This window comes from Mesorhizobium sp. P2_E10, assembly GCF_056404235.1.
In genome coordinates, this window is the sequence record NZ_JBFUEK010000003.1 from 177,429 (window position 1) to 203,965 (window position 26,537).

Genomic DNA, 26,537 nt, shown 5'->3' on the forward strand with positions numbered 1-26,537 from the left:
GTCTTTCGTCACTTGCTCTCGCCCGCCGTCGCTTTCGCAGTCTTGCCGAACCGCGCCCGCAACGGCCTGTCGCCGAACAGACCGTTCGGCCGGACCAGAAGGATGACGCACAGCATCACGCCGATGGCGACGATCTGCAGCGCTGCGGCGCGCGCCTGCTGTTCCGGCGGGAACAGCACACTGGTCAATGTGCCTGACCCCGCCCAAATCGCCCAGACCAGGATGCTGCCGATGACGGCACCGAGATTGCTGCCGGAACCGCCGACAATCAGCATCACCCAGACCTGGAAGGTGAGGATCGGCAGATAATTGTCCGGCGCGATGAAGCCGGTGAAATGCGCTTGCAGCGCGCCAGCCAGCGCCATGATGGCACCACCGACGGCAAAGGCCTGCACGCGGTAGAAACGCGCGCTCTTGCCCAGCGATATCGCCGCCCGCTCATCCTCGCGCAGCGCCTTCAGCACCCGTCCCCAGGGGCTGCGCGACAGATGCTCGAGCGCGAAATAGACGACCAGCGTCACTGCCGAGACGACAGCTAGGTTCGACAGATTGAACAGCAGCGGCGTTTCGGCGAGGCTGCCGAAAGGGCGGGGGATGAAGCCGATGCCGAAAGGGCCACCAGTCAAACACTGCGCATTGAGCGCCACCAGTTGCACGACGACGGCGACACCAAAAGTGGTGATCGCCAGATAATCCGATCTCAGGCGCAGCGTGGCCATGCCGGTGATGGCGGCGGCGACGCCACCAACCAGCATGGCGCCGAGCCAGCCGACGAGGATCGGCAGGCCGAAGCCGCCCAGCCGCGCGGCATCATCGGGCGTGGTCAGCAGCGCCGAAGTGTAGGCGCCGATGGCGACGAAGCCTGCAAGGCCGACGTTGAACAGCCCGGTCAGCCCCCACTGCAGGTTGAGCCCCAGAGTGACCAGCGAGAAGATCAGCGCCGTGGTCAGGAAGAAGGCGCCGTAGCCGAGCAGATCCATCAGCGTTCCCTCACTCCAAAGATGCCGACGGGCCGCACGAACAGCACCGCCATCAGGATGATGAAGGAGACCGCCGCTCGCCATTCGGCGCCGATCAACTGCACCGCGCCGGCTTCGGCGAGGCCGATGATCAGGCCGCCGAGAACGGCGCCCGGCACGCTGCCGATGCCGCCGAGGATGGCGGCGGCAAACATCGGCAGCAGCATGTCGAAACCCATGAACGGGCGGATCTGGATGAGAATGCCGATCATCACACCGGCGACGCAGGCAAGCGCGCCGCCGATGAGCCAGGTGACGCGCACGACCTTGGCGACGTCGATGCCGACAATGCGGGCCAGCGCCGCATTCTGGCTCAGGGCCTGCATCGAGCGGCCGGTTTGCGTGCGCGTCATCAACAGGTGCACGCCAAGCACCAGCACGGCGGTCAGCAGCAAAAGCGCGATCTGGTCCGGGGTGATGCGGATGCCGAAACCGACCGGCATGGCGATCTGGATGGCGCGGCTGAAATAGGTGGGCCGCGAGGTGAAGGTGAATTCGAGCAGGCTTCTGAGCGCCATCGAGGCGCCGAAGCTCGCCATCACCACGATGATCGCCTGGCCCTTGGCGCGCAGCCGCGCGAACAGCACAAGGTCGAGCAGCAGCGCCAGCAGGCCGGTCAGCGCCATGCCGATGATGAGTGCTGCGATCAGCGGCCAGCCGAAGGAGAGCGGCGCAATCGGCGCCACCTTGCCGACCACAGCACCTATGGCGCTGACGACGGCCAGCGTCGCATAGGTGCCCCAGGCCATGAAGTCGCCATGGGCGAAGTTGGAAAAGCGCAGGATCGAATAGGTCAGCGTCACGCCGATGGCGCCGAGGCCGATCATCGAACCCGTCAAAAGTCCGTCGACGACAAATTGCAGATTCATGCCGCGCTCCCTTTCTCGGAGGCCTTTCGGCGCTGGCCGAGATAGAGTTCGGCGACGACCGGATCGTTCCACAGTTCCGAGGCAACGCCCTCGTGCCGGTCCTTGCCTTCGACCAGCACATAGGCGCGGTCGCCGATGGCGAGTGCTGCCTTGGCGTTCTGTTCGACCAGCAGGATTGTGACGCCGGATTTGCGGATGCCGGCCAGCATCTCGAACACCATCGCCACGAATTTCGGCGACAGGCCAGCCGAAGGCTCGTCGAGCACCAGCACCTTGGGATGCACGATCAGCGCGCGGGCGACCGCCAGCATCTGCCGCTGTCCGCCCGACAAATTGCCGGCAACGGTCCTGCGCTGACGCACAAGGTCGGGAAACGCCGCGTACATTTCCTCGATGCGGGCAGGCGTCTCGCGCGGCCTCAGGATGCCACAGGCGACCTTCAGATTGTCCTCCACCGACATCAGTGGAAAAATGTTTTCGGTCTGCGGCACGAAGGCGAGGCCGAGGCGGACCATGGTGTGGGCGGGTGCGGACGTGATGTCCTTGCCGTCCAGCGTCACCGTGCCTGATGTGATCGGGACGAGACCGGCGATGGCCTTGATCAGGCTCGACTTGCCGGCGCCGTTGGGGCCGAGCACGACGACGATCTCGCCCTTGCTGACGGTGATCGAGGCGCCGCGCACGATCGGCACGCCGGGCTCGTAGCCGGCTTCGAGGTCGCGGACATCGAGGACGATCTGGCTCATGCCGCGCCTCCGAGATAGGCCTCGATGACGCGCGGATCGCGCGCCACCTCGTCCGCCGTGCCTTCGCACAGCAGCTGGCCGCTCGCCATGACCAGCACGCGGTGGCAGAGCCGGCTCACCATGTCGATATTGTGCTCGATCAAAAGAAAGGTGATGCCGCGCGCGTTGATGTCGCGAATGCGGTCGATGATGACTTCGAGCAGCGTTGCATTGACGCCGGCCGCCGGCTCGTCGAGCAGGATGATCGCGGGGTCAGCCATCATCACGCGGGCCAGTTCGAGCAGCTTGCGCTGGCCGCCGGACAGCACCCGCGCCGGCTCATGCGCCAGATGGGTCAGTGCGACCAGCTCAAGCAGCTCCAGGGCCTTTTTCTCGCCGGCCCTTTCCTCCGTGGCGACCTGCCGCGGTGTCAGGAAATTGGCGAGCAGACTTTCGCCAGCCTGGCCTTGCGCGGCCAGCATGACGTTTTCGATCAGCGTCAGGTTGGGCAGCGGCCGGGGGATCTGGAAGGTGCGGCCAAGGCCACGGCCGATGCGGCGGTGCGCCGCTTCCCCCGAGACCAGCGTGCCGTTGAGAAAGATCTCGCCGCTGGAAGGCAGGATGCTGCCGGCGAGGAGATCGAACATCGTCGTCTTGCCGGCGCCGTTCGGGCCGATGAGGCCGAGGATTTCGCCCGGCCGGACCTCGAACGAGACGTCATTGACCGCGAGGAGGCCGCCAAAGCGCCTGACGACGTGCTTCGCCGCCAGAACCGGCGCGCGGGTCTCCTCCTGCCGTGTGGTTGCCTCGCTCATACACCCTCTGGCCGAGCGGTCGGTGCCGCTTTGCGATTTTTTTGATTTGTGATCACACTTGCTTTGATCACGCTAATCGGCTTTAATTTTCTCCGCAAGCCGAAAACGGGGCAAGAACCGGGAGACCCATGCAAAAGGCTGCCATTGAGCGAAACAACGAGGTGATCGCGGCCCAGCTGACGCCGGTTGGTCGCGAGACCGTACAGGATCGCGTCTATTCGGAATTGCGCCGCGCCTTGATCGGCGGCCTGTTCGAGCCGAGCCAGGTGCTGACCATCCGCGGCCTGGCTGACGCCTTGGTCACCAGCACCATGCCGGTGCGCGAGGCGCTTGGACGGTTGATCACGGAACAGGCGCTGGAGGCGCTGCCCAATCGCTCCGTGCGCGTGCCGCCGATCACACTGGAGCGCATCGACGATCTCTTGCGTGCCCGCTCGCTTATCGAGGGCGAGGCGATTGCGCTTGCCGCCACGCGCATGGGGCCGCGCCAGATCGCCACCATCGAAACCATGCTCGGTGAGTGGGACGAGATGCGGGCGCTGAAGCACAAGAAGGATATCGACCGCGAAGCGACGCTCAACCAGAGTTTTCATTTCGAGATCTACCGCTGCTGCGGCTCGGCCGTCTTGATCCCGATGATCGAGAGCCTGTGGCTGCAATCCGGCCCCTGCATCCGTGTCGCCATATACGCCTTCTCCGAGGCCGGCGAGGTCGATACCGCCCACTATCATCGTCGCATCGTAGCGGCACTTGCGAAGCAGGATGCGCAGGCGGCGCGCGAGGCGCTGGTGGCCGACATCAGCCGACCCTTCGCCTTCCTGCGCGACAAGCTTCAATCGGCGAAAGACTGACATGAGCAAGCCCGCCATCCGGATCACAGAACCACGCTCGAAGCTTTCCGTGACGGCGCTGCTGTTGCCGGAGAAGGCGCCTGAAAACGTCGCTTTCCTGCTGGCGTATCTGGCGCAGCCACGCGTCGTCCCGGGCATCCATGCGATGTGGACCGGCCCCGAAATCTCCTGTCCGGTTCCATCGGCTCAGCTGGATGGCCACGCCTATGCCAGGCCCTTGCCGGCGGAGAATGCGACGCTGACGCCGCAGCCGGGCGATATCGTGCTCGCCTATGTGCCGCCGCGCATGTGGGGCGGCAATCCGAACGCCATCTTCGACATCGGCCTGTATTACGGGCAGGGCGCGCGCCTGCTGTTCCCCATCGGCTGGCTGGCCGGAAGCGTCGTGGCGCAGGTGCGACCCGAAGAGCGCGACCAGTTCGCTGCTGCTTGCGGCGTCATCCGCCGCAACGGCGCGTGCGACGTCACCTTCAGCCTGGTGGAGGTCTGAATGACTGATGACAGTTTCGAACTCTTCGACCTTCGCGTCGAGGCAGTCATCCCCGAGGGCAAGCCGATCTATTGCGGCGCCAAGGCTGGCGATTATTTCGAGCTCAAGGGCGAGATGCTGTCGATGCCGGCGGGGCAGGGCTTTTCGATCTATTCGATATCGGCGGTGCTGCCGCTGCTGGCGGCCAAGCAGCGCCCGACCCACAAGAACGACTGGATGACGTCGGACGCCGAGATCGCCTGTCCCGATCCCAATTGCGGCAGCCGCCTTCGGATCGTCAGGACCGGCAAACGCCAGTTCAGCCATGCCGAGACCACGGCGGTGCCGTTGCCGAAGGAAGAGTGACCAGACATGACCGCCAAGACCTTCGAACTCAGCCCCGGCTACACCATCTCGCGCGTCATTCGCGGCGGCTGGCAGCTGGCCGGCGGGCATGGCGCCATCGACCGCGAACAGGCGGTGACCGATCTGATCGCCACTTTTGACGCCGGCATCTGGACCTATGATTGCGCCGACATCTACACCGGCGTCGAGGAGTTGATCGGGGCGGCGCGCCTGCGGCTCGCCAGCGAGCGCGGTCTCGACGCCGCTGCCCGGATGAAGGTGCACACCAAGCTGGTGCCTGACCTCGAACGGCTCGCCGGCATCAGCCGCGACTACATCAGAGGCATCGTCGACCAGTCGCTGCGGCGGCTGAAAACCGAGCGCCTCGATCTCGTCCAGTTCCACTGGTGGGACTATGAGCAGCCTCGCTATGTCGATGCGATGGGCTGGCTGAATGAGCTTCGCCTCGAAGGCAAGCTGCGCAATGTCGGCACCACCAATTTCGACACCCCGCGCCTGGCCGAGATCCTCGCGGCCGGTGTGCCACTGGTCAGCCAGCAATTGCAATATTCCGTGCTCGACCAGCGGCCGGCCAACAGCCTTGCCGCGCTTGCCGGCCAGAACGGCATCAGCTTCCTCTGCTATGGCTCCGTGGCGGGTGGCTTCCTGAGCGACAGATGGCTTGATGTCGCCGAGCCGGCGACGCCGCTCGAAAACCGCTCGCTGGTCAAATACAAGCTGATCATCGACGACTTCGGCGGCTGGGATCTCTTCCAGCAGCTGCTTCTGGCGCTGAAGACCGTGGGCGACCGCCACGGCGTCGACATCGCCACCATCGCCAGCGCCTGGGTGCTCGAGCAGTCGCACGTCGCGGCCGTCATCGTCGGCGCCCGCAACCAGGCGCATGCGCTCGCCAATGCGAAAATCATGGACGTCGTGCTCGACGCCGACGACCGAGCGCGGATTGCTGCCGTCATCGCGCAAAGCGGTGGCCCCCTGGGCGACGTCTACACGCTGGAGCGCGACCGCCACGGCCGCCACGGTTCGATCATGCACTACAATCTGAATGCAGGCCGGATATGAGCGCCTCCCTGTTCTCACGTGCCAGTGCCGAGGTCGTCGATCTGCACCGCTTCTTCGTCGACTGGTTCGTCGCGGCGCGCGCCGACAAAGTGGACTTCAGCCGCTTCGAACGTGTCATGGGCGAAGGCTTCAGCATGATCGCGCCAAGCGGCCATATCCTCGATCGCGACGCGGTCGTCGATCATGTCAGGGAAAGCCGCGCTTCTTGCGACGATGGCTTTGTACTCTCGATCGAGGACATCCGGCCCGGCTGGCAGAGCGCGGACACCATCGTCGTCCATTACGTCGAGGCGCAGCTGCGTGGCGGCAAGCACAGCCGCCGCCAGTCGAGTGCCGTCTTCACCACCAGTTCATCGGCGCCCAACGGCGTCGAATGGCGACATCTGCATGAAACCTGGCTGCAGGTGCCGGAAAGCTGAACAGGCTCCAGAGATCAAATTAGAGTCGAGTAACGAAAGGGGAACAACAATGACAAAGACGATACTCCACATCACCACCGCGCTGGCCCTCCTGACCGCAGCCGGTGCGGCAAACGCCGCCGACTGCAAGATCACCGTCGGCCTGGTCATGGAACTGACCGGTCCGGCTGGCGAATACGGCCAGGCCGGCGCCAAGTCGGTCGAAATGGCGTTCCGCGACATCAATGCCGCCGGCGGCGTGCGCGGCTGCGATCTCGCGACCGACACCCGCGACAGCCAGAGCCAGGGCAACATCGCCGTCGACGCCGCGACCCAGCTGGTACAGGTCAAGAAGGTGCCGGTGATCATCGGCGGCATCATCTCCTCGGTGTCGATCCCGATCCTGACCTCGGTTACCGCGCCGGCCAAGATCGTCCAGGTCTCGCCGGCTTCATCCTCGCCGACGCTGACCGCGCTCGGCCGCGACGGCAAGACCAACGGCATCTTCTTCCGCACCATCACCTCCGATGCGCTGCAGGGCGTGGCCGCCGCCAAATATGCCATCGACAAGGGCTTCAAGAAGCTGTCGATCATCCATGTCAACAACGACTTCGGCGTCAACATGGTGGCCGAATTCTCGCGCGCCTACAAAGCACTCGGCGGCAACATCGTCTCCGACACGCCTTACAACGAAAAGCAGTCGAGCTACGCCTCCGAAGTCACGGCGGCGATGGCCGGCGAGCCGGACGGGCTCTATCTCGTCAGCACGCCGGTCGATGGGGCGACCATCGCCCGCGCCTGGATTTCGCAAGGCGGCGTGCAGAAATTCCTGCTCAATGACGGCATGAACAGCCCCGACTTCATCGAATCCGTCGGCGCCGATTATCTGAAGGATGCCTATGGCACCTCGTCGGGTACCAGCCCGACGGCTTCCACCGACTATTTCATGAAGAACTACAAGGAGTTCTCCGGCATCGAACCGTCGAACCCGGCGGCCGATCGCTCCTATGACGCCGGCGCCATTGTCGGCCTGGCTATCGCCATTGCCGGCTCCGAGGATCCGGCCAAGATCAAGGATGCCATGTACAAGGCGGTCGATCCGGCTGGCACGCCGATCTTTGCCGGCAAGGAAGAGTTCGCCAAGGCGCTCGGCCTGATCAAGGACGGCAAGCCGATCCGTTATGAAGGTGTCATCGGTCCGGTCGCCTTCGACAAATACGGCGACATCACGGGCCCATTCCGGCTCTGGAAGATCGTCGACGGCAAGGTGACGACCGACGGCGAAATGACGACGGATGACGTCAACGCGCTGCAGGCGAAGCTGCAGTAAGTAGGCGCTATCTGTCCGGCGTCGGTCTCAGTTCCATCGAGACCGACGCCGGAGATTCAAAAACCACCTGCGTGGTTCAGGGACAGAACTTGCTTCTTCGCAGCGTCCTTCGGTAAACCAAGCTCCGAGCCGGACGAAGCCATGAACACCACCCTTGAGACCACCGCCGATCCCTTGCCGGAAGACCTCGGTTTTCTCGGCGAGCGGCTCACGGCCTTCAACGACAGCGATGTTGGTCATTCCAGGCGCAAGGCGCTTGCCGTGTTCGTGCGCGACGAAGACGGCAAGGTCGTCGCCGGCATTTCCGGCTACACCGCCTGGGGCTGGCTTTATGTGCAATGGCTCTGGGTCGATGAACGGCTTCAAGGCCAGCAGATGGCTGGCCGGATGCTGCAGGCGGCCGAACAGGAAGCTCTGGCGCGCGGATGCCAAAACGCCTGGATCGACACTTTCAATCCGAAGGCAGTCAAGGCCTATGAACGCCAGGGCTATCGCCCCTTCGGCGCGCTTGGCGATTTCCCTGTTGGCCGCACTCGCATCTTCCTGCAGAAAAAGCTGGCCGGTTAGCCTGCCAGCCGTCCGCCGCGCATCGGCTGCGGCGCGCCGGTCGTGGAGGGGAAACTGATCGGCAGGCCGCGCAGCACGCGCACCGCCAGGAAAGCAAAACACTCGGCCTCGACCGCGTCGCCCTTCCAGCCGAGCGCCTCGGCTTGCACGACTTCGACACAGGCACGGCTGGAGAGCATGGCCATCATCGTCGGGTTGTGGCGGCCGCCGCCGCTGACCACCAGTCTCCTCGGCCGATGCGGCAACAGGTCGAGCGCCTTGCCGACGGCGGAGACCGTGAAGGCCGTCAGCGTTGCTGCGCCGTCTTCGGCGTTCAGACCATCCGCCATCGCGGCGCCGAAATCGAAACGGTCGAGCGATTTCGGGTAGGGCTTGGTCAGATAGGGGTGCTGCAGCAGCCGGGACAGCCGGGCTTCGTCCACGGTGCCTGCGCGTCCAAGCGCGCCGTCGCGATCCATGTCGCCAAGCCCCTTCGACTTGATGAAATCGTTGAGCGGCGCGTTGGCCGGGCCGGTGTCAAAAGCAACGATAGCGTCCTTGCCGTCCCACCAGGTGATGTTGCCGACACCGCCGAGATTGAGCACCGCCGTGTCGCCGCTGGCATCGGCCTCGCGCAACAGCGCGGTGTGGTAGGCGGCGGCGAGCGGCGCGCCTTGCCCGCCGGCCCGCACATCGGCTGAGCGGAAGTCATAGGCGACCTTGGTGCCCAAAATGGCATGCATCAGTTCGCCGTCGCCGAGCTGGCGGGTGTCGCCGCGCCGGCCGGGTTGCGGGGCACGATGCAGCACCGTCTGGCCGTGGAAGCCGACCACGCCGATATCGGCCATGGTCAGGCCATGACTCTCGACCAGGTCCTTCACCGCCGCCGACTGCGCCCGCGTCAGCGCTTCTTCCGCTTCGCCGAAGATCGCCGGCTCCGGCCCGTCGAAATTCCACACCCTGGCCTGGCGCAGCGTTTCTTCCAGCAAGGTGCGAATCGTTGCGGGATAAGGCGCCAGCGTGTCGGTGCCGAAATCGGCGATCCGCTCGCCGTCGGTCTTGATCAGCGCGACATCGATATTGCCGTCGAGAACAGTCCCGGTCATCAGCCCGACGGCCCAGATTGGTTCCATGATCGATCCCTTTGGACACCGCTGCCGCGGTGTTTGCGATTCCAGCTGGAATCACGTGTCGGACGGATTGGCTCGTCAGGCAAGACCTTCGTCGGCATCGATCGCGCCGAACAGCCGGCAGCGTTTTTCGTCGAACGCCAAAAATGGAGCAACGTCGTTCTTGCCTCTTGTCGCCGAAGGCGCGAGCCTGTGTGACGAGGACATCGGCATCGGCCGAAATCCGTACAAGGGAGAACCGACATGGCATCCGAAGTCGCAGTGATCGCTGGTGCAGGCGCCGGCCTGAGCGCCTCGCTGGCGCGCCTTCTCACCAGGGAAGGCTTTCGTGTGGTGCTCGCCGCCCGCAACACCGGCAAGCTCGCACCGCTGGTCGAGGAGACCGGCGCCCTGGCCGTCGAAACCGACGTCGCCGATCCGGCCTCCGTCGCAAGCCTGTTCGAGGCCGCCGACAGGCAAGGCCCACTGGCGCTTGCAGTGTTCAACGCCAGCGGCCGCACGCGCGGCCCGATCGCCGAGGTCGATCCCGATGCGGTCAAGCAGGCCTTGCTGGTCGGCGCCTATGGCGGTTTCCTGGTCGGCCAGCAGGCGGCGCGGCGGCTGCTGGCGCGCGGCTCCGGCTCGATCCTGTTCACCGGCGCCTCCGCCAGCATCAAGGGCTTTCCGGGCTCCGCCGGCTTTGCCATGCCGAAATTCGGCCTGCGCGGCCTGGCGCAATCCATGGCGCGCGAACTCTTCCCTAGGAATATCCATGTCGCGCATTTCATCATCGACGGCCAGATTGAGCCGGTTGGTAAAAAACCCGAGCGCCCGGACAGCCAGCTGTCGCCCGATGCCATCGCCGAGACCTATCTCGCGACCCATCGCCAGCATCGCAGCGCCTGGAGTTTCGAGGTCGAGCTTCGGCCCTGGGTCGAGACTTTCTGATCGATGCGGCGTGGCGTTCTCGCAAGTGCGCAATCTTTGAGAGAATATTCCCGGCCCGGTGTTTGAGAAGAAATCCGGTTCTTTGATCTGGAGCAGAGCATTGTTGATGATGTCATCAAGGCTTGGCATTCCGCCTCGCCGATATGACTTCAGCATTACGAGGGATCGACAATGTCCGAACGCGGAAACGCTTCCAAAGCCCTTCTTTTATCAGCAATCAGCCGGCGTGCTGCCCTTGCGGCACTTTTCGCGTCGGCGGTGACACTTGTTGGCCTGGCACAGCCGACGCCGTCCTTCGCCGAGGACAAGAAGGCGATCAAGGTCGGCATCATCAGCGGCGAGGATGAGGACGTCTGGCGCGTCGTCGTCGCTCAAGCCGCCGAAAAAGGCCTGACGATCGAGACCGTGGTGTTCAACGATTACACCCAGCCCAACGAGGCGCTCGAGCGTGGCGAGATCGACGCCAACGCCTTCCAGCACAAGCCCTATCTCGACAACCAGATCAAGACGCAAGGCTACCACATCGTCCCGGTCGGCTACACCGGCGTCTGGCCGATCGGCCTTTATTCCAAGAAGTACACCAAAGTCGCCGATCTGCCCGAGGGCGCCGTCATCGGCTTGCCGAACGATCCCTCCAACGAAGGCCGCGCGCTGCGCGTGCTGCAGAATGAGGGCGTCCTCAAGCTGAAGGATGGCACCGGCATTCTGGCGACGACCGCCGACATCGCCGAAAATTCGAAGAAGGTCGTCATCAAGGAGCTCGACGCCGGCATCGTCGGACGCTCGGTGGAGGATCTCGACGCCGCCGTGGTCAACACCGACTGGGCGCTGAAGAGCGGCCTTGGCCCGGAAAACCGCATCGCTCAGGAGCCGGTGGCCGACAATCCCTACCGCAACTTCATCGCGGTCAAGGCCGGCAATGAGAACGAGGCCTGGGTCAAGACGCTGGTCGCGTCCTACCAGAACGAAGCGGTGAAGGCTGAGTTCGACAAGGTCTACAAGGGCACGGGGATCAGCGCCTATTGATCGGCGCCTGGTTGGCAGGGACTGGCGGTCCGCTGTTGAGCGGACCGCCGTCGCATTTGCGGAAGGCCGCAACAGGAACCTCGATGAACCAGCATATCAAAGCCTCGCCTGAACTGGCGGCGAAGAACCATCCCCCGGCGCTGGAAGAGGTCGTGCGCCTCACCGAGCTGAAGCGTCGCTTCGGCGCCACGCCGGCGCTCGACGGCGTTTCGCTCACCGTGCGCAAGGGCGAGATTCTCGGCATCATCGGCCGCAGCGGCGCCGGCAAATCGACGCTGATCCGCTGCCTGAATGGCCTTGAACGGCCGGATTCCGGGCAGGTGTTCATCGAAGGCCGCGAGATCAGCCGGCTTGGCGAACGCGAACTGCAGCCGCTGCGGCGGCGTATCGGCATGATCTTCCAGCACTTCAACCTGCTGTCGGCCAAGACCGTCGAGGAGAACGTCGCGCTGCCGCTGAAAATCGAAGGCCGACCCCGGGCAGAGCGCCTGCAACGTGCGGCCGAACTGCTCGACCTCGTCGGTCTCTCGGAGAAAGCAAAGGCCTATCCGTCCTCGCTGTCGGGTGGCCAGAAGCAGCGTGTCGGCATTGCCCGGGCGCTGGCGGCGCGGCCGGCGCTGCTGTTGTCGGACGAAGCCACCTCGGCGCTCGACCCGGAGACGACGCGCTCCATCCTTGCCTTGCTCAAAGACATCAATCGGCAGCTCGGCCTGACCATTTTGCTGATCACCCACGAGATGGAGGTGATCCGCTCGATCGCCGACCGCGTCGCGGTCATCGACGCCGGGCGGATCGTCGAGGAGGGACCGGTCTGGTCGGTCTTTGCCGACCCCCGCTCCGACATCACGAGCAGCCTGCTCGGCGCCATCCGGCCGCAACTGCCGGCCGAACTGGTAGCCCGCCTGGAGCCGACGGCCGGCGCGGAGACTGTCCTGCGCATCGACGTCGCGGGCGAAGCGGCAAGACGCCCGCTGCTGTCCGACCTTGCCATTGCGGTTCCTGGCTCCTTCCGCCTCATCCATGGCGGCATCGACCATATCCAGCAGCAACCCGTGGGCACGCTGTTCCTTTCCGTTCCGGGCAGCGATGCAAATCATCTGGGTAATGTGATCGCGTTCTTGAAAGCCCGTGATGCGCGGGTGGAGGTGCTTGGCCATGTCACCAATTCTGTTTGAGCTTCTGCTGCGGTCGATCTGGGAAACGGTCCTGATGACGGCCGCCTCCGGCCTCATCTCGCTGGTGTTCGGTCTGCCGCTCGGATTGGCGCTGGTCGCCACGGACCGCGGCGGCATCGCCGAAAGCCTGTGGGTGAACCGCGCGCTGGGCGCGGTCATCAACGGCTTCCGCTCGGTGCCTTTCATCATCCTTTTGGTGGCGCTCATCCCGGTGACGCGGCTGATCGTCGGCACCTCGATCGGCACCTGGGCAGCGATCGTGCCGCTGTCGATCGCCGCCACGCCCTATTACGCGCGCATCGCCGAAGTGTCGCTGCGCGAGGTCGACCACGGGCTGATCGAGGCGGCGCGCGCCATGGGCGGCAACCGCTGGACGATCATCCGCGAGGTGCTGGTTCCCGAAGCGCTGCCGGGCATCGTCGCCGGCTTCACGGTGACGCTGGTGACGCTGATCGGCGCCTCGGCCATGGCCGGCGCCATCGGCGCCGGCGGGCTCGGCGACCTTGCCATCCGCTATGGCTACCAGCGGTTTGAGACCAGCGTCATGGTCGCCGTGGTCATCGTCCTGATCATTCTGGTCTGCGGCATCCAATGGGCCGGCGACCGGCTGGTCGCCAGGCTGGACCATCGGGCATGAACGATGACCGTTCGAACGCTATTTGCCTGCAGGCGGCAAAACGCGATGCCGACGTTCTGCCATTCGCCTGGAGATTGGATTGCGCGTTGCTTTGATCGCAATGGCCTGCGTGCCACCGTAGGGACCGAACGACAGGAAGGAGCTTGTCCATGCCCAGGATCGTCCCCGTGCTCGATCTCAGCCGTCTCGAACAGGGCGCGTCCGAGCGGCGAACCTTTCTGTTCGACCTGCGCACCGCGGCCCGCGATGTCGGTTTCTTCTATCTCAGCGGCCATGGGATATCGGCTGCGGAAATCGCCGAGGTGCTCGATGCCTCGCGCCGGTTCTTTGCCCTGCCGGAGGCCGACAAGCTGGCCATCGAAATGGTCAAATCCTCGCAATTCCGTGGTTATACGCGCGCCGGCGGCGAGCTGACCAAAGGCAAGGCCGACTGGCGCGAACAGCTCGACATCGGCGTCGAGCGCCAGGCCATCGTGCAAGGGCCTGACGTGCCCGCCTGGACGCGGCTGCAAGGGCCGAACCAATGGCCTGCGGCCCTGCCGGAGCTGAAACCGGCGCTGCTGGCCTGGCAGGCCAAAGCGACCGCGGTGGCGATCCGCCTGCTGAAGGCTTTCGCTCTGTCGCTCGACCAGGCCGAGGACGCCTTCGATCCGATCTATGAAGATGAGCCCAACCATCGCATGAAGATCGTGCGCTATCCCGGCCGCGATGCCACCGGCGACGACCAGGGCGTCGGCGCGCACAAGGATGGCGGCTTCCTGACGCTGTTGCTGCAGGACGAGAACAAGGGCCTGCAGGTCGAGTATGACGGCAGCTGGGTCAATGTCGACCCGCTTCCCGAGACGCTGGTGGTCAACATCGGCGAACTGCTCGAACTGGCATCGAACGGCTATCTCAAGGCGACCGTCCACCGTGTGGTGACGCCGCCGGCCGGTGTCGAGCGGATTTCCGTTCCGTTCTTCTTCAGCGCCCGGCTCGATGCGACGATCCCGTTACTCAGCCTGCCCGAGGAACTCGCGGCCGAGGCACGCGGGCCGGCGAGCGATCCCGACAATCCGCTGTTTCGCAATGTCGGAACCAATGTGCTGAAAAGCCGCCTTCGTTCCCATCCCGACGTGGCCCGCCAGCACTACGCCGATCTGCTCGAGACGGGAATTTCGGCCGCCTGAAGGCGTCAGTGGAAATAGAAAAGGAATTTTCGTTTTTCCAATGTCTTTTGGAATTCCATTCGTCGCCAAAGCCCGCAAATCAGCGCAAAAAGGTAAAATCGTTCGGCGGTTTCCTCCCATTCCGCTGAACGGTGTTCCCCTCTGAAGGTTGTAAACCTTCTTTTTGGCCGGGCCGTATTCGCGCCCGGCCTTTTTCTTGACCTGCGATGTGGCAAATCACCTTTGGGCGAGTAGTCCGTTCGGGGACAGGCTGTACCTGCGCGCCATCATGGAAAAGGGCAGGGGCCGATCGGCTCCTGCCCTCGTCTTTTGCTATCTCGCGACGTCGGCTGAAACTCAGCCGAATTTCGGATCGAGGCTGCCCGACTTGTAGCGCTTGGCCATTTCCGAGACCGGCAGCGGCTTGATCTTCGGCGCGTTGCCGGCGGTGCCGAACTGCTCGAACCGCTCCTTGCACAGCTTGCGCATCGCGGCCATCGCCGGTGTGAGGTACTTGCGCGGATCGAACTCCGAAGGGTTCTCGGTCAGCACCTTGCGGATGGCGCCGGTCAGCGCCATGCGGTTGTCGGTGTCGATGTTGATCTTGCGCACGCCATGCTTGATGCCGCGCTGGATCTCTTCCACCGGCACGCCCCAGGTCGGCTTCATCTGGCCGCCATATTTGTTGATGATCTCCTGCAGATCCTCCGGCACCGAGGACGAGCCGTGCATCACCAGATGCATGTTGGGCAGGCGACGGTGGATTTCCTCGATCACGTTCATCGCCAGCACCGCGCCGTCCGGCTTGCGCGAGAATTTGTAGGCGCCGTGGCTGGTGCCCATGGCGACTGCCAGCGCGTCGACATGCGTGTCCTTGACGAACTCCACCGCCTGCTCCGGATCGGTCAAAAGCTGGTCGTGGCTGATCGCGCCTTCGACGCCGTGGCCGTCTTCCTGCTCGCCGCCACCGCTCTCCAGCGATCCGAGCACGCCGATCTCGCCTTCCACCGACACGCCGCCCCAATGCGCCATGTCGACGACGCGCTTGGTGATGCCGGAATTGTAGGCGTAGTCGGCGGGCGACTTGCCGTCTTCCTTCAGCGATCCGTCCATCATCACCGAGGTGAAGCCGTACTGGATCGCGGTGACGCAGGTGGCTTCGTTGTTGCCATGGTCGAGATGCATGCAGACCGGAATATCGGGATGGATTTCGACCAGCGCGTCGATCAGCTTGGCCAGCACCACGTCATTGGCGTAGGCGCGGGCGCCGCGGCTCGCCTGCAGGATGACCGGCGACTTGGTCTCCTCGGCGGCCTCCATGATGGCGAGGCCCTGTTCCATATTGTTCATGTTGAAGGCAGGCACGCCATAGCCGTATTCGGCGGCATGGTCGAGCAATTGTCTCAATGTGATGCGAGCCACCCAATAGTCTCCCGTATTTGGTTTCAGGCCAATGGTTGCGGGCTGTCCGCTTGCCGTTCAGCCCGCCGATGCTTCTGGCCGGATTTCACCGCAATCGCAACCGTTAGACGCTTTTGCGGCTGCAATTCTTGTTGCAGCGCTGAAATCCGGCCTTTTTGACGGGTTTAGGCCGCGATCAGCTCGCGCGCGGCCAGGATCTGCACGCAGGCATTGGCCGCCTCTTTGCCCTTGACCGTGAAGTGCTCGAAGAAGAAGCGGTGGTGGTCGGCGCTGTCATGGTAGTTGAGCGGCGTCAGCACCGCCGAAAGCACCGGCACGCCGGTCGACAGCTGCACATTCATCATGCCGTCGATGACGGCACTGGCGACGAATTCGTGCCGGTAGATGCCGCCATTGACGACGAAAGCCACTCCCAGGATCGCGCCATAGCGGCCGGTCTGGGCCAAGGTCTTGGCGTGCAGCGGAATCTCGTATGCGCCCGGCACGTCGAAGACATCGACGGCAAAGCGGTTTTCCCCGAGCACGGCCAGTTCCGCCTCGAAGGATTCTACGCATTGGTCGACGATATCGGCGTGCCAGCGCGCGCGAATGACGGCAATGCGGACAGTTTCGTAGTCTTTCTGGGTATGCTGATTCATGGGTCCATCCTTCCGTTTCGAACCAGAATCAGGACGCACGATACGGATTAAGCCCGCGAAAAGCGGGCCGTCGTCCGTTTCGTTCTCTTCCATCCGGACTTTAACCGTCGGCTCCGGGATCACACCGGATCTGCTGACCCTCCTTTTGCCGGGAGGCGCTCGCGGGCTCGAGCCGAGGCCCTTACCGCCGGTGGGGACTTTCACCCCGCCCTGAGAACATTGACGGTGGTGATATGGAAGGGCGGGGCGGTGTTGTCAATTGTCGACGAGCGCTAATCTCCCCCCTTGAGGGGGAGATGTCGCCGAAGGCGACAGAGGGGGTCGCCGCGCGTGAAGCGCCGACGCCTTCGTGACGAAAGACAACGTCGGCGATCTACGTGAGAGGACCCCCTCTGGCCGCTTTGCGGCCATCTCCCCCTCGAGGGGGAGATTACCGGCGCTCGGGGAACATCGCCTTCAACCCCTCGCGCGAAGCCTTGGCGACGCCGCGTTCGGTGATCAGGCCGGTGACCAGCCGCGCTGGGGTCACGTCGAAGGCCGGGTTTGCCGCCGGCGTCGTTTCCGGCGACACGCGGACCTGGGCGATCTCGCCGGAGGCGGTCTTGCCCCAGACCAGCGAGACCTCGTCGGGCGAGCGCTGCTCGATCGGGATTTCGGCCAGTCCGTCATGAACGGTCCAGTCGATGGTCGGCGATGGCAGCGCGACATAGAACGGCACGTCATTGTCGGCGGCGGCGAGCGCCTTGAGATAGGTACCGATCTTGTTGCAGACATCGCCGTCGGCCGTAGTGCGGTCGGTGCCGACGATGACCATGTCAATCTCGCCGCGCTGCATCAGATGGCCGCCGGCATTGTCGACGATCAGCGTGTGCGGCACGCCGTGGCCGGCCATCTCCCATGCGGTCAGCTGGGCGCCCTGATTGCGCGGCCGCGTTTCATCGACATAGACATGCACGGGAATGCCGGCCTCGACAGCCAGATAGATCGGCGCGGTGGCGGTGCCATAGTCGACGGTGGCCAGCCAGCCGGCATTGCAATGGGTGAGGATGTTGACCGGTCCGCCCTTCTGCTTGCGGGCCGCGATCGCCTTGATGATTTCAAGCCCATTGGCGCCGATGGAGCGGTTCAGCCCGACATCCTCGTCGGCGATTTCCGCGGCGCGCTTGTAGGCGGCCTCGGTGCGCTCTGCGGCTGGCAGCGGCCGCAGGACGCGCCGCATCTCGTCGAGCGCCCAGCGCAGATTGATCGCCGTCGGGCGGGTCTCGTGCAAGGTCTCCCAGACCGCGTCGAGTGCTGCATCCGACGGGTCGTCTTGCATCTGCATGGCAACGCCGTAGGCGGCGGTGACGCCGATCAGCGGCGCGCCGCGCACCCACATGTCGCGGATGGCGGTGGCGATGCCGGCGACAGTGCCGATCGTCTCGATGCGAAAATCATGCGGCAGCCAGCGCTGGTCGATGATGTCAACCGAACGCCCGTCGTTGCTCAGCCAGATGGTGCGATAGTGGCGTTCGCCGACGTTCAAATGCGGCTCTCCCGTTCGATCAGCGCGGCCAACTGGTTGACTTCGTCGATGCTGTGTATCTGGCGCCGGTTGACGGCGATGTGACGGCCGAATTTCAGCGCCTTCGCCTCGCAACTGGCGCGCAGATCCTCGTCTTCAATGGTCTCGAAATCGGCGTTGTGGGCGAGGCCGAGGATGCGCCGGTGAACCTCGATGCCGGCAAAGCCGAGCAGATCGGTCCAGATTTGATGCAGCACGTAATCGAGCGCCTGCTCGGCGCCGAGCCTGTCGCCCTGATCCTCGAACAGGCTCTTCTGGTAGAGCATGCCGGTACGCTCGGTGCGCCACAGATGCGAGAACTCCGCGCGGAACACCGACCATGTCTGGGCGGTGACCTCGAGCAGATAGGCGCGCATGGCGTCGCGCTTGCCCTTCTGGTCGTGGCCGCGTTGCGAGAAGAACGACATCCAGAAATTGGCGAGCAGCATGCCGACGTCGAACGCCATCGGCCCATAGAAGGCGAACTCCGGATCGATCATCCGGGTTTCGGTGTCGGTGACCATGATCGAGCCGGAATGCAGGTCGCCATGCAGCAGCGTTTCGGCATTGGCGGCGAACAGATGCTTCAGCCGCTGCGCCTCGACCTTGAGGTCACGGTCGGCGCGCAGTTCGGCGACCAAACCGTCGAGTTGCGGCGAGGTATGCCGGTTCATCTTGGCGTCGAAATAGGGGTCCGAAAAAACCAGGTTCTCGGTGATGTCGCAAAGTTCGACATTGTCGGCGAACAGCGCCAGATCGGCCTTGCGGTCCTTGGCCGCCATCGAGAGGTCGGAGCCGCGAAACAGGGTGCGAGCCATGAACAGGCCGATATCCCTGGCGATGTTAGGCAGCTGGCGGCCTTCGATCAGCGCGCGGCGCAGGATGATGTGCGGCGCCAGATACTCCATGATGATCAAGGCCTGGCCTTCGTCGAAATGATAGATGGCCGGTACCGAACCCGGCGCGCGTGCCTCTTGCCGGGTCAGCGCATGGTATTCGAAGAAGGAGCGCTTCAGCGGCAACGGCCAGCTGTCGCCGACCAGGCGCACATAGGGCAGCGCCTGCTTGACCACGGCTGCACCACTAGCCCCTTCGACAATGAAGACCAGGTTGAGATTGCCGTCGCCGACCTCGCGGACCTTCCAGCTTCTCGTGTCCTTGCCGATCCGTGCGCACAGCGCTTCGTTGGCGCCAAGGCGCGTCGAAAGCGTCTCCACCGACAATGCTTCGAACGGCAATTTCCCAGTCATTCCTCACCCTCGCGCTGATGTGCTCCAATCATAGCGGAGCCATGGCGGCCGGGCCAAGCTAGGAAGCCACCTGGCAATTGTCAATCGTGTTGACAATTGCCGATTGAGCCCATAGCGTCGAGGTCAGGGAGGAACGAATGGGCAATGATGCCGTGTTCCGCGTGAACGGCCTGAGGAAATCCTTTGGCCATATCGAGGTGCTTGGCGGCGTCTCGCTCGAATTGCATGCCGGCGAAGTCACCGTGCTGATGGGCGCCAACGGCGCCGGCAAATCCACCCTCGTCAAGATCATCAGCGGCGTCTATGAGCGCGGCGGCGGCACGATGGCGCTCGCCGGCACCGACTTTGCGCCGAAGACCCCGGCGGAAGCGATCCGCGCCGGTGTCGTCACCGTGCACCAGAACATCAATGACGGCGTCGTCGCCGATCTCGACGTCGCCACCAATCTGACGCTCGATAGGCTGACCGGCAGCGGCGTGCCGACGCTGTTCAATCCAGGCCGGGTGCGCCGCGAGGCCAAGGCCGTCGCCGACCGCATGGGGTTGGTCATCGACCTTAGGGCACGTATCAGCGATCTGTCGTTGGCTGACCGCCAGATGGTGGCGATCGCCCGCGCCATGGCGCACCAGCCGAAAGTGCTGATCCTCGACGAGCCGACCTCCTCGCTCTCCAGCGCCGAGGCCGACCGGTTGTTCGCACTGCTCGATCGGCTGCGCGAGCAAGGCGTGGCGATCCTCTACATTTCGCACCGCATGTCGGACATCAGGCGGCTTGCCGACCGCATCGTCTCTATGCGCGACGGGTTGATCAGCGGCACCTTCGACAGGAAGCCGCTCGACTATGAAGGCGCCATCAACGCCATGCTCGGCCGCAAGATCCATCTCGACCAGATCGTTGCCAGGCACTCGGCCAACGCGGTCCTGACCATCGACGGGTTGTGCCTTGTCCAGGGCGCCCGGCCATTCTCGCTGACGCTCGGCGATGGCGAGGTGGTCGCCATCACCGGCCTCGTCGGCGTCGGCAAGACGGCACTGGCCGAGACGTTGTTTGGCGTGCGCAAGCCGCTGTCCGGCACCATGACGTTGAACGGCAGGCCCTATGCGCCTGGCACGGCGGGCGAGGCGATCAATGCCGGTGTGTTTCTCGTTGCCAAGGACCGCGGCGAGAACGGCATTGTCGGTGGCTTCAACATCCAGGAAAACATCAGCCTGCCATTCTACAAGCGGTTGTCGCATTTCGGTGTGCTCAGGCGCCGCCTCGAACGCGCCATTGCCCGCCGGCAGATCCAGGAACTCGGCATCGTCTGCCGCTCGGAGAAGGACGAAATGGCGTCACTCTCGGGCGGCAACCAGCAAAAGGTGATGGTCGCCCGCTGGATGGCGCAGAATGCCAGACTGTTCATTCTCGATGAGCCGTTCCAGGGCGTCGACATCTCCGCCAGGCGCGATATCGCCGCCAAGCTCAGGGCCAGCGCCAATGGCCGCGCGACGCTGCTGTTCGTCACCGAACTCGATGAAGCGCTGGAGACGGCCGACCGCATCCTGGTGATGTCGGAGCAGACGATCGTCGGCGAACACCGCAACGCCGACATCGATCTCGATCGCCTGCTGGCCGAGGTCGCCGGCGGGCCGCTGCACAGCGCGGCATGAGCAAAGAACCGACGATGAGAACTGGAATGGAGCGTATGGGTTTGAGTTCTGTGAAGACGGTGCGCGGGAGCGCTGAATGACGCTGCGCGACCACGCTATTCGCTATGGCTTCATCGTGCTTTTGTTCGGGCTGGTCGCCTATTTCGCGATCGCCGCCGACGGTTTCGTCTCGCCGCAAAGTGCCGTCTTCATCTTCCAGTCGGTGGCCATCACCGGCGTGCTGGCGCTCGGCGTCACCGCCACGCTGGTTGTCGGCGGCTTCGACCTGTCGATCGGCTCGGTCGCCACCAGCGCCATGATGGCTGCCGCCTATGTCATGGTGGTGCTTGAACAGAACGCCGTCGTTGCGGTCATCGTCTGCCTGCTGATCGGCGTCGTCGTCGGTCTCATCAACGGCTGGCTGATCGTCTACATGCGCGTGCCCGACCTTTTGGCGACGCTCGGCATGATGTTCCTGCTTGTCGGCCTGCAGCGCATCCCGACCGAGGGACGCTCGATCGCCACCGGCATGACCATGCCCGACGGCTCGGTCGCCAACGGCAAATTCTCCGACGCCTTCCTGGCGCTTGGCCGCCACCGCTTCGATTTCTTCATCCCCAACCTCATTCCGGTGTCGGTCGTGGTCCTGATCGTGCTGGCCGTGCTGATCTGGTTCTTTCTCGAATACACCCGCTTCGGCCGCATGATGTATGCGGTCGGCTCCAATGAGCGCGCCGCCGAACTCGCCGGCGCGCCTGTCAAGGCATACAAAATCTGGGCCTACGTCATTTCAGGAGTTTTTGCCTCGATCGGCGGCATTTTGCTCGCTGCCCGGCTTGGACGCGGCGACATCGCCTCGGGTAATAATCTGCTGCTCGATGCTGTTGCCGCGGCGCTCATCGGCTACGCGGTCCTTGGGGCCGCCAAGCCGAACGCCTTCGGCACCGCCGTCGGCGCGCTGTTCGTCGGTATCTTGCTGCAAGGCCTGACCATGATGAACGCGCCCTATTACACGCAGGATTTCGTCAAGGGCGTGGTTCTCGTGGTCGCCCTTGTCTTCACCTTCGCCCTTTCCGGCAGGGGCAGGCGATAGGATTCGACCGGGACTTTTGAGTTCAACAAGTGGAGGAAACAAAATGAAGATCACAAGAAGACTTCTAGGAATGGCAGCGCTCGGGCTTGCCGGCGCAACCATGCTGATGCAGGTCCCTGCGCTGGCCGCCGACAAGCCGGCGCCGTTCGACAAGCCGGGCGTCAAGATCGCGCTGGTCCGCTATCTCTCGACCGGCGATTTCTTCCAAGCCTATCTCTCGGGCGTCGAGGCGCAGTCCAAGGCGCTCGGCGTCGACCTGCGCGTGCTCGACAGCCGCCAGGATGCGGCGCTCCAGGCCGACATGGTCGACCAGGCCATCGCGCTCGGCGTTCAGGGCATCATCATCCAGCACGGCCTGACCGAATCGATGAAGGACGCCGCCCAGCGCGCGGTCGACGCCGGCATCAAGGTCGTTGCCTTCGACGTCAATGTCGAAAACCCGAAGATCCCGCAGGTCGAACAGTCCGACCGCGACCTTGCGCGCCTCGCCCTCGAACAGGCGGTCAAGGACAATGGCGACAGCTGGAAAGCCGGCTATGTCTATGTCGCCGGCATCGCCCCGCTCGATCGCCGCAACGAGACCTGGGTCGACGTCAAGAAGAAGTATGCCGGCATCAACGAAGTCGCGATGTTCGGCACGCTCGACAACCCGATCGCCAATTCGGTCGCCAACCAGGCGCGCTCGGTGCTGTCGGCCCACCCCGATATCAAGGTGATGTTCGCCCCCTATGATGAATTCGCCAAGGGCGTGAAGATCGCCGTCGACGAGGCCGGGTTGAACAAGGACATCAAGATCTATTCGGCCGACATCTCGACTTCGGATATATCAGCGATGCGCGAGACCGACAGCGCCTGGGCGGCAACCGCCGCCACCAATCCGGCCGTCGTCGGCCAGGTTTCGGTGCGCGCGCTGGCGCAGCTGCTCGCCGGTGAAGACCCCGGCCACAATGTCATCGTGCCGCCGACGCTGATCACCCAGAAGGACCTGATCGACAAGGACATCAAGAACATGGAAGACCTGTCGGCCAAGCTGCCGCAGTTCGCCCATGCCGATGTCGCCATGCCGGCCTGGATGCCGAACCCGAACGCCAAATAGTTCCTGGCTCACCAGCAAAAGAAAGAGCGGCTCTCGGGCCGCTCTTTTGTTTGTGCGTTGCGGATTTCGCTCTCAGCCCGATCGCCCGGCGCGCGCCAACCCGTGCTCCACCAGGCGGTCGATGATCGCGGCATAGCTGACACCGCTTGCCGCCATCGCCTTGGAATACATGCTGATGTCGGTGAAGCCCGGGATGGTGTTGATCTCGTTGACCAGGAATTGCATGTCCGGCATCAGGAAGAAATCGACGCGCGCCATGCCGTCGCAACCGACGGCTCTGAAAGCCTTGGCGGCCATGTCGCGCATGCCTGCCTCGACTTCAGGCGGCAGTTCTGCCGGCACGATCAGTGCGGCGCCATTCTCGTCGATGTATTTGGCATTGTAGTTATAGAAGCCGTGGCTTTGAGCCGGCACGATCTCGCCCGGCCGCGAGACGAATAGATTGCCTGCGACGTCTTCCAGCACGCTGTATTCAATCTCGCGGCCACGAACGAATTCCTCTGCCAGCAACTTGCGATCGTGCCGGAAAGCCTCAGCCAGCGCTCGATCGAATTCCTGGCTGGCATTGACCTTTCCGACGCCGACGGACGATCCCTGCCGCGCCGGTTTGATGAACAGCGGCAGGCCGAGTTCGTCCTCGAGTTCGGTGAGGGAAGGGGTGTCGCCGTCGTGGATCGTCACCGAGCGTGCGACCGGCACCCCAGCTGCCTTCAGCAGCCGCTTGGCGATGTCCTTGTCCAACGCGACCGCCGAACCGAGGATGCCGCATCCGACAAGCGGCACGCGGGCGACTTCGGCAAGCCCCTGCACCGAGCCGTCCTCGCCATACAGTCCATGCAGGACTGGAAACAGGATATCGATCTTCGGCAGGTCATAGGCTGAGCCGCCGGCAGGAAGTGCGATTATCCGCCCATGTCCACCTGGCACGAGGCAAACTTCCGTCCCGCTTTCCGGCTTCGACAGTGTGCCGTCGTCGAATGAACTCAGCAGCCAAATTCCGTCGCGAGTGATGAAGATCGGCACCGCGTCATACCGGGCAGGGTCGAGCGCGCGCATCGCATTCGTCGCCGAAAGCACCGACACGTCATGCTCGGCCGAGCGCCCGCCAAACAACACGGCGATACGCAGTCTTTTCGCAACCATCAATGTCTCCAAAAAGGTCTAGAGTTAAAGACCAAACAAATCGGTCCGAAGCGGGGTTTTTGATGGCTCCACAGCGACCATTCCAAGACAGCCCTGGTTCGAGCGCAAAAGAAAAGAGCGGCCCCTGGGGGCGCTCTTCGTCGTTGCGGTATTTTCTTGCTTTTAGCGCATCGCCGCCGCGATGTTGCCGCCGTCCACCGTCGTCACATCGGCGGTGGTCCGGTCGGCCAGCGCCTGATGCAGGAACGCCTGGGCGACGTCCTCGGCCGTCACTTCCTGCCCGAGCAGATTGCCGGACATGTATTCCTTCTCGGAAACGCCGCGTGCGCCCGAGCGGCTGGCGATCATGGCATCGGTCAACAGCCCCGAGCGGATGCGATCGGCGTTGACGGCATTCGAACGGATACCGTGGGCGCCGTAGTCGAGTGCGTACTGCCTCGACAGGAACAGCGTCGCCGCCTTCGGGATGCCATAGGCGCCGAACTTCGGACCGGGATTGACCGCTTGTTTGGAGGTGTTGAACAAAAGCACGCCGCCTGTGCCCTGTTCGAGCATGACGCGCACCGCGTTCTGCGCCGCCGACTGATGGGCGAAGAAATTGAGCTCGAAACTCTTGCGTAAGGTGACGTCGTCGATCTCGCCGATCCGGCCTTCCCAGGCAGCTCCCGCATTCGAAACCAGGATGTCGACGCCGCCATAGATGGCGACGGCCTTGTCGAAGGCGGCGCGCATCTGCTTGGGGTCGGTAATGTCGGCGCCAACGCCGATCGAATTGTTGCCGGCCTGCTTGGCTGCTTCCGCCGCCTTTGCCGCGTCGAGATCGACGACGACCGCATGGGCGCCGTTGGCGGCGAACAGCTTGGCCGTTGCGGCGCCGATGGCGCCGGCGCCGCCAGTGATGAGCACCACCTGGCCGGTCAGCGGCTTCGGCTTGTTGGAGGCGAGCTTGGCCTGTTCCAGCGACCAGTATTCGAGCGGGAACAGATCGGCTTTCGACAGTGGATGGAAATTGCCGACGGCTTCGGCGCCGCGCACCGCTTCGATCCACATCTCGCCGACGTCGGAGGCGATCTTCGCATCCTTCAGCGTGCGCCCATGGCCGAACATGCCGAGGCCCGGCACCAGCGTCAGCCGCGGCATCTGGTCGAGCATGGTGCGTTTGACATCGTCGAGCGCGTCATTGGTTTCGAAATAGGCGCGATAGTCCCTGGCGAAGGTCTCGACGTGACTGCGGATGATCGCTTTGTAGTCGCCGATCTTGTCGGCGTCGGGCGCAGGCAGCGCCATCGGCCCGGTCTTGATGCGGATCGACAGGTCGGGGGTCGACACACCGCGTTCGGCATAGTCGGCGATCTTGGCCGAGTTGATGAAATCGACGATGGCATCCGAGGTGCGGAAATCGCTGATCATACGGTCGAAGCGGCCTTCGCCGCGCGCAACCGCCACCGCGCCGCGCAGCGTCGACGCAATATCGGCTGCTGTCGCCAGCCTAGCCGGCAGCGCCACTTTCTCGGTGCGCGGCTTGCCGTGTTTGGCGGTGTAGTCTTCGGCGACATTCACATAGTGGATCATGCGGTCGTAGGCCTGCTTGGCATCGTCGCCGAAGGTGAAGATGCCATGCTTGTCGAGGATCAGTCCTTCGACTGTCGGGTCGGCGTCGAAGATGTCAGCGGCCACCTTGGCCAGGTCGAAGCCCGGCATGATGTAGGGGACATAACCCATCCTGGCGCCGAACACTTTCTTCACCAGCGGTTCGCTGTCCTCCTGGTCGACGATGGCCAGAATGGCGGTCGAGTGGGTGTGGTCGACGAATTTGTGCGGCAGGAAGGCGTGCAGCAGCGTCTCGACCGAAGGGTTGGGCGAGGATGGGTCGATCAGGTTCACCCGCTGCAGCGCGACCATATCCTCATCGGCAAGCTTGCTCAGCGACCGCGCCCGGAGCAGCGCGTTGAGCTTCACCGCCGGCAGGCCCTGCGGCTCGATGACGCCCATGTCCCAGCCGCTGCCCTTGACGCACAGCACGTCCCATTCGTCGCCGACGAGATCGGTGGCCTTGGTCTTGCAGGAGGTGTTGCCGCCGCCATGCAGCACCAGCCGCGGCTCGCCGCCCAAGAGCCGCGTCGTGTAGACGCGCAGTGCCAGATCGCGGCTGACGCCCTTCTTCGCATAGTCGGCAACCAGCTTCTCCGCGTCACCGTCATTCCACAAATTCTTCATAGTCGCTTTCGTCC

The 26,537-nt window shown here is 63.9% G+C and carries 27 protein-coding genes and 1 riboswitch; of the genes, 16 read left to right on the top strand and 11 right to left on the bottom strand.

Going from position 1 to position 26,537, the window contains the following annotated elements:
• Nucleotides 1-8: 8 nt before the first annotated feature.
• Genes AC1D0N_RS09805 through AC1D0N_RS09820 form a run of 4 tightly spaced genes read right to left on the bottom strand, consistent with a single transcriptional unit; the run spans nucleotide 9 to nucleotide 3,428 of the window.
• A complete protein-coding gene (locus tag AC1D0N_RS09805; RefSeq protein ID WP_477244003.1) occupies nucleotides 9-983 on the bottom strand; it encodes a branched-chain amino acid ABC transporter permease in 975 nt (324 codons plus the stop codon).
• Entirely contained in the window at nucleotides 980-1,888 is a 909-nt protein-coding gene (locus AC1D0N_RS09810; protein WP_477243257.1) for a branched-chain amino acid ABC transporter permease, read from the bottom strand. Before AC1D0N_RS09810 ends, AC1D0N_RS09805 begins: the two co-directional genes overlap by 4 nt.
• Nucleotides 1,885-2,634, bottom strand: coding sequence for an ABC transporter ATP-binding protein (locus AC1D0N_RS09815; RefSeq protein ID WP_477243258.1), 750 nt, complete (start codon nucleotides 2,632-2,634; stop codon nucleotides 1,885-1,887). The genes AC1D0N_RS09810 and AC1D0N_RS09815 overlap by 4 nt, the downstream gene beginning before the upstream one ends.
• Nucleotides 2,631-3,428 carry an ABC transporter ATP-binding protein gene (locus AC1D0N_RS09820; RefSeq protein ID WP_477243259.1) on the bottom strand — a complete coding sequence of 266 codons (798 nt, stop codon included), beginning with the start codon at nucleotides 3,426-3,428 and terminating at the stop codon, nucleotides 2,631-2,633. The genes AC1D0N_RS09815 and AC1D0N_RS09820 overlap by 4 nt, the downstream gene beginning before the upstream one ends.
• A 128-nt stretch (nucleotides 3,429-3,556) precedes the next feature.
• Here AC1D0N_RS09820 and AC1D0N_RS09825 point away from each other — a divergent pair, with 128 nt between their 5' ends.
• From AC1D0N_RS09825 to AC1D0N_RS09855, 7 genes are all read left to right on the top strand, one after another.
• Nucleotides 3,557-4,279 carry a GntR family transcriptional regulator gene (locus tag AC1D0N_RS09825; protein ID WP_477243260.1) on the top strand — a complete coding sequence of 241 codons (723 nt, stop codon included), beginning with the start codon at nucleotides 3,557-3,559 and terminating at the stop codon, nucleotides 4,277-4,279.
• Between the two features lies 1 nt (nucleotide 4,280).
• On the top strand, nucleotides 4,281-4,769 hold the full coding sequence (locus AC1D0N_RS09830; RefSeq protein WP_477243261.1) for a DUF3830 family protein: 489 nt from the start codon (nucleotides 4,281-4,283) through the stop codon (nucleotides 4,767-4,769).
• A complete protein-coding gene (locus AC1D0N_RS09835) occupies nucleotides 4,770-5,114 on the top strand; it encodes a TIGR04076 family protein (RefSeq protein ID WP_477243262.1) in 345 nt (114 codons plus the stop codon). It abuts the gene before it with no gap.
• A gap of 6 nt (nucleotides 5,115-5,120) precedes the next feature.
• Complete coding sequence (locus tag AC1D0N_RS09840; protein WP_477243263.1) at nucleotides 5,121-6,176, top strand: aldo/keto reductase; 1,056 nt, start codon at nucleotides 5,121-5,123, stop codon at nucleotides 6,174-6,176.
• Entirely contained in the window at nucleotides 6,173-6,595 is a 423-nt protein-coding gene (locus tag AC1D0N_RS09845; protein WP_477243264.1) for a DUF4440 domain-containing protein, read from the top strand. The genes AC1D0N_RS09840 and AC1D0N_RS09845 overlap by 4 nt, the downstream gene beginning before the upstream one ends.
• 49 nt (nucleotides 6,596-6,644) lie before the next feature.
• Complete coding sequence (locus tag AC1D0N_RS09850; protein ID WP_477243265.1) at nucleotides 6,645-7,904, top strand: ABC transporter substrate-binding protein; 1,260 nt, start codon at nucleotides 6,645-6,647, stop codon at nucleotides 7,902-7,904.
• A gap of 141 nt (nucleotides 7,905-8,045) precedes the next feature.
• Complete coding sequence (locus AC1D0N_RS09855) at nucleotides 8,046-8,471, top strand: GNAT family N-acetyltransferase (protein ID WP_477243266.1); 426 nt, start codon at nucleotides 8,046-8,048, stop codon at nucleotides 8,469-8,471.
• Here AC1D0N_RS09855 and AC1D0N_RS09860 read toward each other — a convergent pair.
• On the bottom strand, nucleotides 8,468-9,583 hold the full coding sequence (locus AC1D0N_RS09860; protein ID WP_477243267.1) for an anhydro-N-acetylmuramic acid kinase: 1,116 nt from the start codon (nucleotides 9,581-9,583) through the stop codon (nucleotides 8,468-8,470). The genes AC1D0N_RS09855 and AC1D0N_RS09860 overlap by 4 nt on opposite strands.
• Between AC1D0N_RS09860 and AC1D0N_RS09865 the strand changes: the two genes are divergently transcribed.
• From AC1D0N_RS09865 to AC1D0N_RS09890, 6 genes are all read left to right on the top strand, one after another.
• Nucleotides 9,582-9,845 (top strand): hypothetical protein, encoded by a 264-nt coding sequence (locus AC1D0N_RS09865; protein ID WP_477243268.1) that lies wholly within the window; start codon nucleotides 9,582-9,584, stop codon nucleotides 9,843-9,845. The genes AC1D0N_RS09860 and AC1D0N_RS09865 overlap by 2 nt on opposite strands.
• The gene (locus AC1D0N_RS09870; protein WP_477243269.1) at nucleotides 9,824-10,507 is read left to right on the top strand and encodes an SDR family NAD(P)-dependent oxidoreductase; all 684 of its coding nucleotides are present in this window, start codon (nucleotides 9,824-9,826) and stop codon (nucleotides 10,505-10,507) included. Before AC1D0N_RS09865 ends, AC1D0N_RS09870 begins: the two co-directional genes overlap by 22 nt.
• Nucleotides 10,508-10,678: 171 nt before the next feature.
• A complete protein-coding gene (locus tag AC1D0N_RS09875; RefSeq protein WP_477243270.1) occupies nucleotides 10,679-11,533 on the top strand; it encodes a MetQ/NlpA family lipoprotein in 855 nt (284 codons plus the stop codon).
• A gap of 83 nt (nucleotides 11,534-11,616) precedes the next feature.
• Nucleotides 11,617-12,708 carry a methionine ABC transporter ATP-binding protein gene (locus AC1D0N_RS09880; RefSeq protein WP_477243271.1) on the top strand — a complete coding sequence of 364 codons (1,092 nt, stop codon included), beginning with the start codon at nucleotides 11,617-11,619 and terminating at the stop codon, nucleotides 12,706-12,708.
• Nucleotides 12,689-13,345, top strand: coding sequence for a methionine ABC transporter permease (locus AC1D0N_RS09885; protein ID WP_477243273.1), 657 nt, complete (start codon nucleotides 12,689-12,691; stop codon nucleotides 13,343-13,345). The genes AC1D0N_RS09880 and AC1D0N_RS09885 overlap by 20 nt, the downstream gene beginning before the upstream one ends.
• Before the next feature lie 149 nt (nucleotides 13,346-13,494).
• Entirely contained in the window at nucleotides 13,495-14,514 is a 1,020-nt protein-coding gene (locus AC1D0N_RS09890) for an isopenicillin N synthase family dioxygenase (protein ID WP_477243275.1), read from the top strand.
• Between the two features lie 336 nt (nucleotides 14,515-14,850).
• On the opposite strand, the gene fba is transcribed toward AC1D0N_RS09890, so the two are convergent.
• From fba to mtnK, 4 genes are all read right to left on the bottom strand, one after another.
• Nucleotides 14,851-15,915 carry a class II fructose-bisphosphate aldolase gene (gene fba, locus AC1D0N_RS09895; RefSeq protein WP_010914722.1) on the bottom strand — a complete coding sequence of 355 codons (1,065 nt, stop codon included), beginning with the start codon at nucleotides 15,913-15,915 and terminating at the stop codon, nucleotides 14,851-14,853.
• Between the two features lie 164 nt (nucleotides 15,916-16,079).
• The gene (locus tag AC1D0N_RS09900; RefSeq protein ID WP_477243277.1) at nucleotides 16,080-16,553 is read right to left on the bottom strand and encodes a 6,7-dimethyl-8-ribityllumazine synthase; all 474 of its coding nucleotides are present in this window, start codon (nucleotides 16,551-16,553) and stop codon (nucleotides 16,080-16,082) included.
• 77 nt (nucleotides 16,554-16,630) lie between these two features.
• Nucleotides 16,631-16,775: riboswitch (FMN riboswitch) on the bottom strand.
• 208 nt (nucleotides 16,776-16,983) lie between these two features.
• The gene (gene mtnA / locus AC1D0N_RS09905; RefSeq protein WP_477243278.1) at nucleotides 16,984-18,078 is read right to left on the bottom strand and encodes an S-methyl-5-thioribose-1-phosphate isomerase; all 1,095 of its coding nucleotides are present in this window, start codon (nucleotides 18,076-18,078) and stop codon (nucleotides 16,984-16,986) included.
• The gene (mtnK, locus tag AC1D0N_RS09910; protein ID WP_477243280.1) at nucleotides 18,075-19,346 is read right to left on the bottom strand and encodes an S-methyl-5-thioribose kinase; all 1,272 of its coding nucleotides are present in this window, start codon (nucleotides 19,344-19,346) and stop codon (nucleotides 18,075-18,077) included. The genes mtnA and mtnK overlap by 4 nt, the downstream gene beginning before the upstream one ends.
• Nucleotides 19,347-19,483: 137 nt before the next feature.
• Between mtnK and AC1D0N_RS09915 the strand changes: the two genes are divergently transcribed.
• The 3 genes from AC1D0N_RS09915 (at nucleotide 19,484) to AC1D0N_RS09925 (ending at nucleotide 23,163) form a co-directional block, all read left to right on the top strand.
• Nucleotides 19,484-20,995: a sugar ABC transporter ATP-binding protein gene (locus AC1D0N_RS09915; RefSeq protein WP_477243282.1), complete on the top strand. Its 1,512-nt coding sequence runs from the start codon at nucleotides 19,484-19,486 to the stop codon at nucleotides 20,993-20,995.
• Between the two features lie 76 nt (nucleotides 20,996-21,071).
• Nucleotides 21,072-22,067 (top strand): ABC transporter permease, encoded by a 996-nt coding sequence (locus AC1D0N_RS09920; RefSeq protein WP_477243284.1) that lies wholly within the window; start codon nucleotides 21,072-21,074, stop codon nucleotides 22,065-22,067.
• A 43-nt stretch (nucleotides 22,068-22,110) separates the two neighbouring features.
• Entirely contained in the window at nucleotides 22,111-23,163 is a 1,053-nt protein-coding gene (locus AC1D0N_RS09925) for a substrate-binding domain-containing protein (protein WP_477243286.1), read from the top strand.
• Between the two features lie 72 nt (nucleotides 23,164-23,235).
• Here AC1D0N_RS09925 and AC1D0N_RS09930 read toward each other — a convergent pair whose 3' ends face one another.
• Together AC1D0N_RS09930 and AC1D0N_RS09935 are read right to left on the bottom strand one after the other, a co-directional pair.
• A complete protein-coding gene (locus AC1D0N_RS09930) occupies nucleotides 23,236-24,306 on the bottom strand; it encodes a D-alanine--D-alanine ligase family protein (protein ID WP_477243288.1) in 1,071 nt (356 codons plus the stop codon).
• A gap of 162 nt (nucleotides 24,307-24,468) precedes the next feature.
• Nucleotides 24,469-26,523: a bifunctional aldolase/short-chain dehydrogenase gene (locus AC1D0N_RS09935; RefSeq protein WP_477243290.1), complete on the bottom strand. Its 2,055-nt coding sequence runs from the start codon at nucleotides 26,521-26,523 to the stop codon at nucleotides 24,469-24,471.
• Between the last annotated feature and the right edge of the window lie 14 nt (nucleotides 26,524-26,537).

What these genes read in the sequence shown, in the direction of transcription:
- AC1D0N_RS09810 (WP_477243257.1), bottom strand. Translation starts at nt 1,888, where the DNA reads ATGAATCTGCAATTTGTCGTCGACGGACTTTTGACGGGTTCGATGATC.
- AC1D0N_RS09815 (WP_477243258.1), bottom strand. Translation starts at nt 2,634, where the DNA reads ATGAGCCAGATCGTCCTCGATGTCCGCGACCTCGAAGCCGGCTACGAG.
- AC1D0N_RS09820 (WP_477243259.1), bottom strand. Translation starts at nt 3,428, where the DNA reads ATGAGCGAGGCAACCACACGGCAGGAGGAGACCCGCGCGCCGGTTCTG.
- AC1D0N_RS09825 (WP_477243260.1), top strand. Translation starts at nt 3,557, where the DNA reads ATGCAAAAGGCTGCCATTGAGCGAAACAACGAGGTGATCGCGGCCCAG.
- AC1D0N_RS09830 (WP_477243261.1), top strand. Translation starts at nt 4,281, where the DNA reads ATGAGCAAGCCCGCCATCCGGATCACAGAACCACGCTCGAAGCTTTCC.
- AC1D0N_RS09835 (WP_477243262.1), top strand. Translation starts at nt 4,770, where the DNA reads ATGACTGATGACAGTTTCGAACTCTTCGACCTTCGCGTCGAGGCAGTC.
- AC1D0N_RS09840 (WP_477243263.1), top strand. Translation starts at nt 5,121, where the DNA reads ATGACCGCCAAGACCTTCGAACTCAGCCCCGGCTACACCATCTCGCGC.
- AC1D0N_RS09845 (WP_477243264.1), top strand. Translation starts at nt 6,173, where the DNA reads ATGAGCGCCTCCCTGTTCTCACGTGCCAGTGCCGAGGTCGTCGATCTG.
- AC1D0N_RS09850 (WP_477243265.1), top strand. Translation starts at nt 6,645, where the DNA reads ATGACAAAGACGATACTCCACATCACCACCGCGCTGGCCCTCCTGACC.
- AC1D0N_RS09855 (WP_477243266.1), top strand. Translation starts at nt 8,046, where the DNA reads ATGAACACCACCCTTGAGACCACCGCCGATCCCTTGCCGGAAGACCTC.
- AC1D0N_RS09865 (WP_477243268.1), top strand. Translation starts at nt 9,582, where the DNA reads ATGATCGATCCCTTTGGACACCGCTGCCGCGGTGTTTGCGATTCCAGC.
- AC1D0N_RS09860 (WP_477243267.1), bottom strand. Translation starts at nt 9,583, where the DNA reads ATGGAACCAATCTGGGCCGTCGGGCTGATGACCGGGACTGTTCTCGAC.
- AC1D0N_RS09870 (WP_477243269.1), top strand. Translation starts at nt 9,824, where the DNA reads ATGGCATCCGAAGTCGCAGTGATCGCTGGTGCAGGCGCCGGCCTGAGC.
- AC1D0N_RS09875 (WP_477243270.1), top strand. Translation starts at nt 10,679, where the DNA reads ATGTCCGAACGCGGAAACGCTTCCAAAGCCCTTCTTTTATCAGCAATC.
- AC1D0N_RS09880 (WP_477243271.1), top strand. Translation starts at nt 11,617, where the DNA reads ATGAACCAGCATATCAAAGCCTCGCCTGAACTGGCGGCGAAGAACCAT.
- AC1D0N_RS09885 (WP_477243273.1), top strand. Translation starts at nt 12,689, where the DNA reads ATGTCACCAATTCTGTTTGAGCTTCTGCTGCGGTCGATCTGGGAAACG.
- AC1D0N_RS09890 (WP_477243275.1), top strand. Translation starts at nt 13,495, where the DNA reads ATGCCCAGGATCGTCCCCGTGCTCGATCTCAGCCGTCTCGAACAGGGC.
- AC1D0N_RS09900 (WP_477243277.1), bottom strand. Translation starts at nt 16,553, where the DNA reads ATGAATCAGCATACCCAGAAAGACTACGAAACTGTCCGCATTGCCGTC.
- mtnK (WP_477243280.1), bottom strand. Translation starts at nt 19,346, where the DNA reads ATGACTGGGAAATTGCCGTTCGAAGCATTGTCGGTGGAGACGCTTTCG.
- AC1D0N_RS09915 (WP_477243282.1), top strand. Translation starts at nt 19,484, where the DNA reads ATGGGCAATGATGCCGTGTTCCGCGTGAACGGCCTGAGGAAATCCTTT.
- AC1D0N_RS09920 (WP_477243284.1), top strand. Translation starts at nt 21,072, where the DNA reads ATGACGCTGCGCGACCACGCTATTCGCTATGGCTTCATCGTGCTTTTG.
- AC1D0N_RS09925 (WP_477243286.1), top strand. Translation starts at nt 22,111, where the DNA reads ATGAAGATCACAAGAAGACTTCTAGGAATGGCAGCGCTCGGGCTTGCC.
- AC1D0N_RS09930 (WP_477243288.1), bottom strand. Translation starts at nt 24,306, where the DNA reads ATGGTTGCGAAAAGACTGCGTATCGCCGTGTTGTTTGGCGGGCGCTCG.
- AC1D0N_RS09935 (WP_477243290.1), bottom strand. Translation starts at nt 26,523, where the DNA reads ATGAAGAATTTGTGGAATGACGGTGACGCGGAGAAGCTGGTTGCCGAC.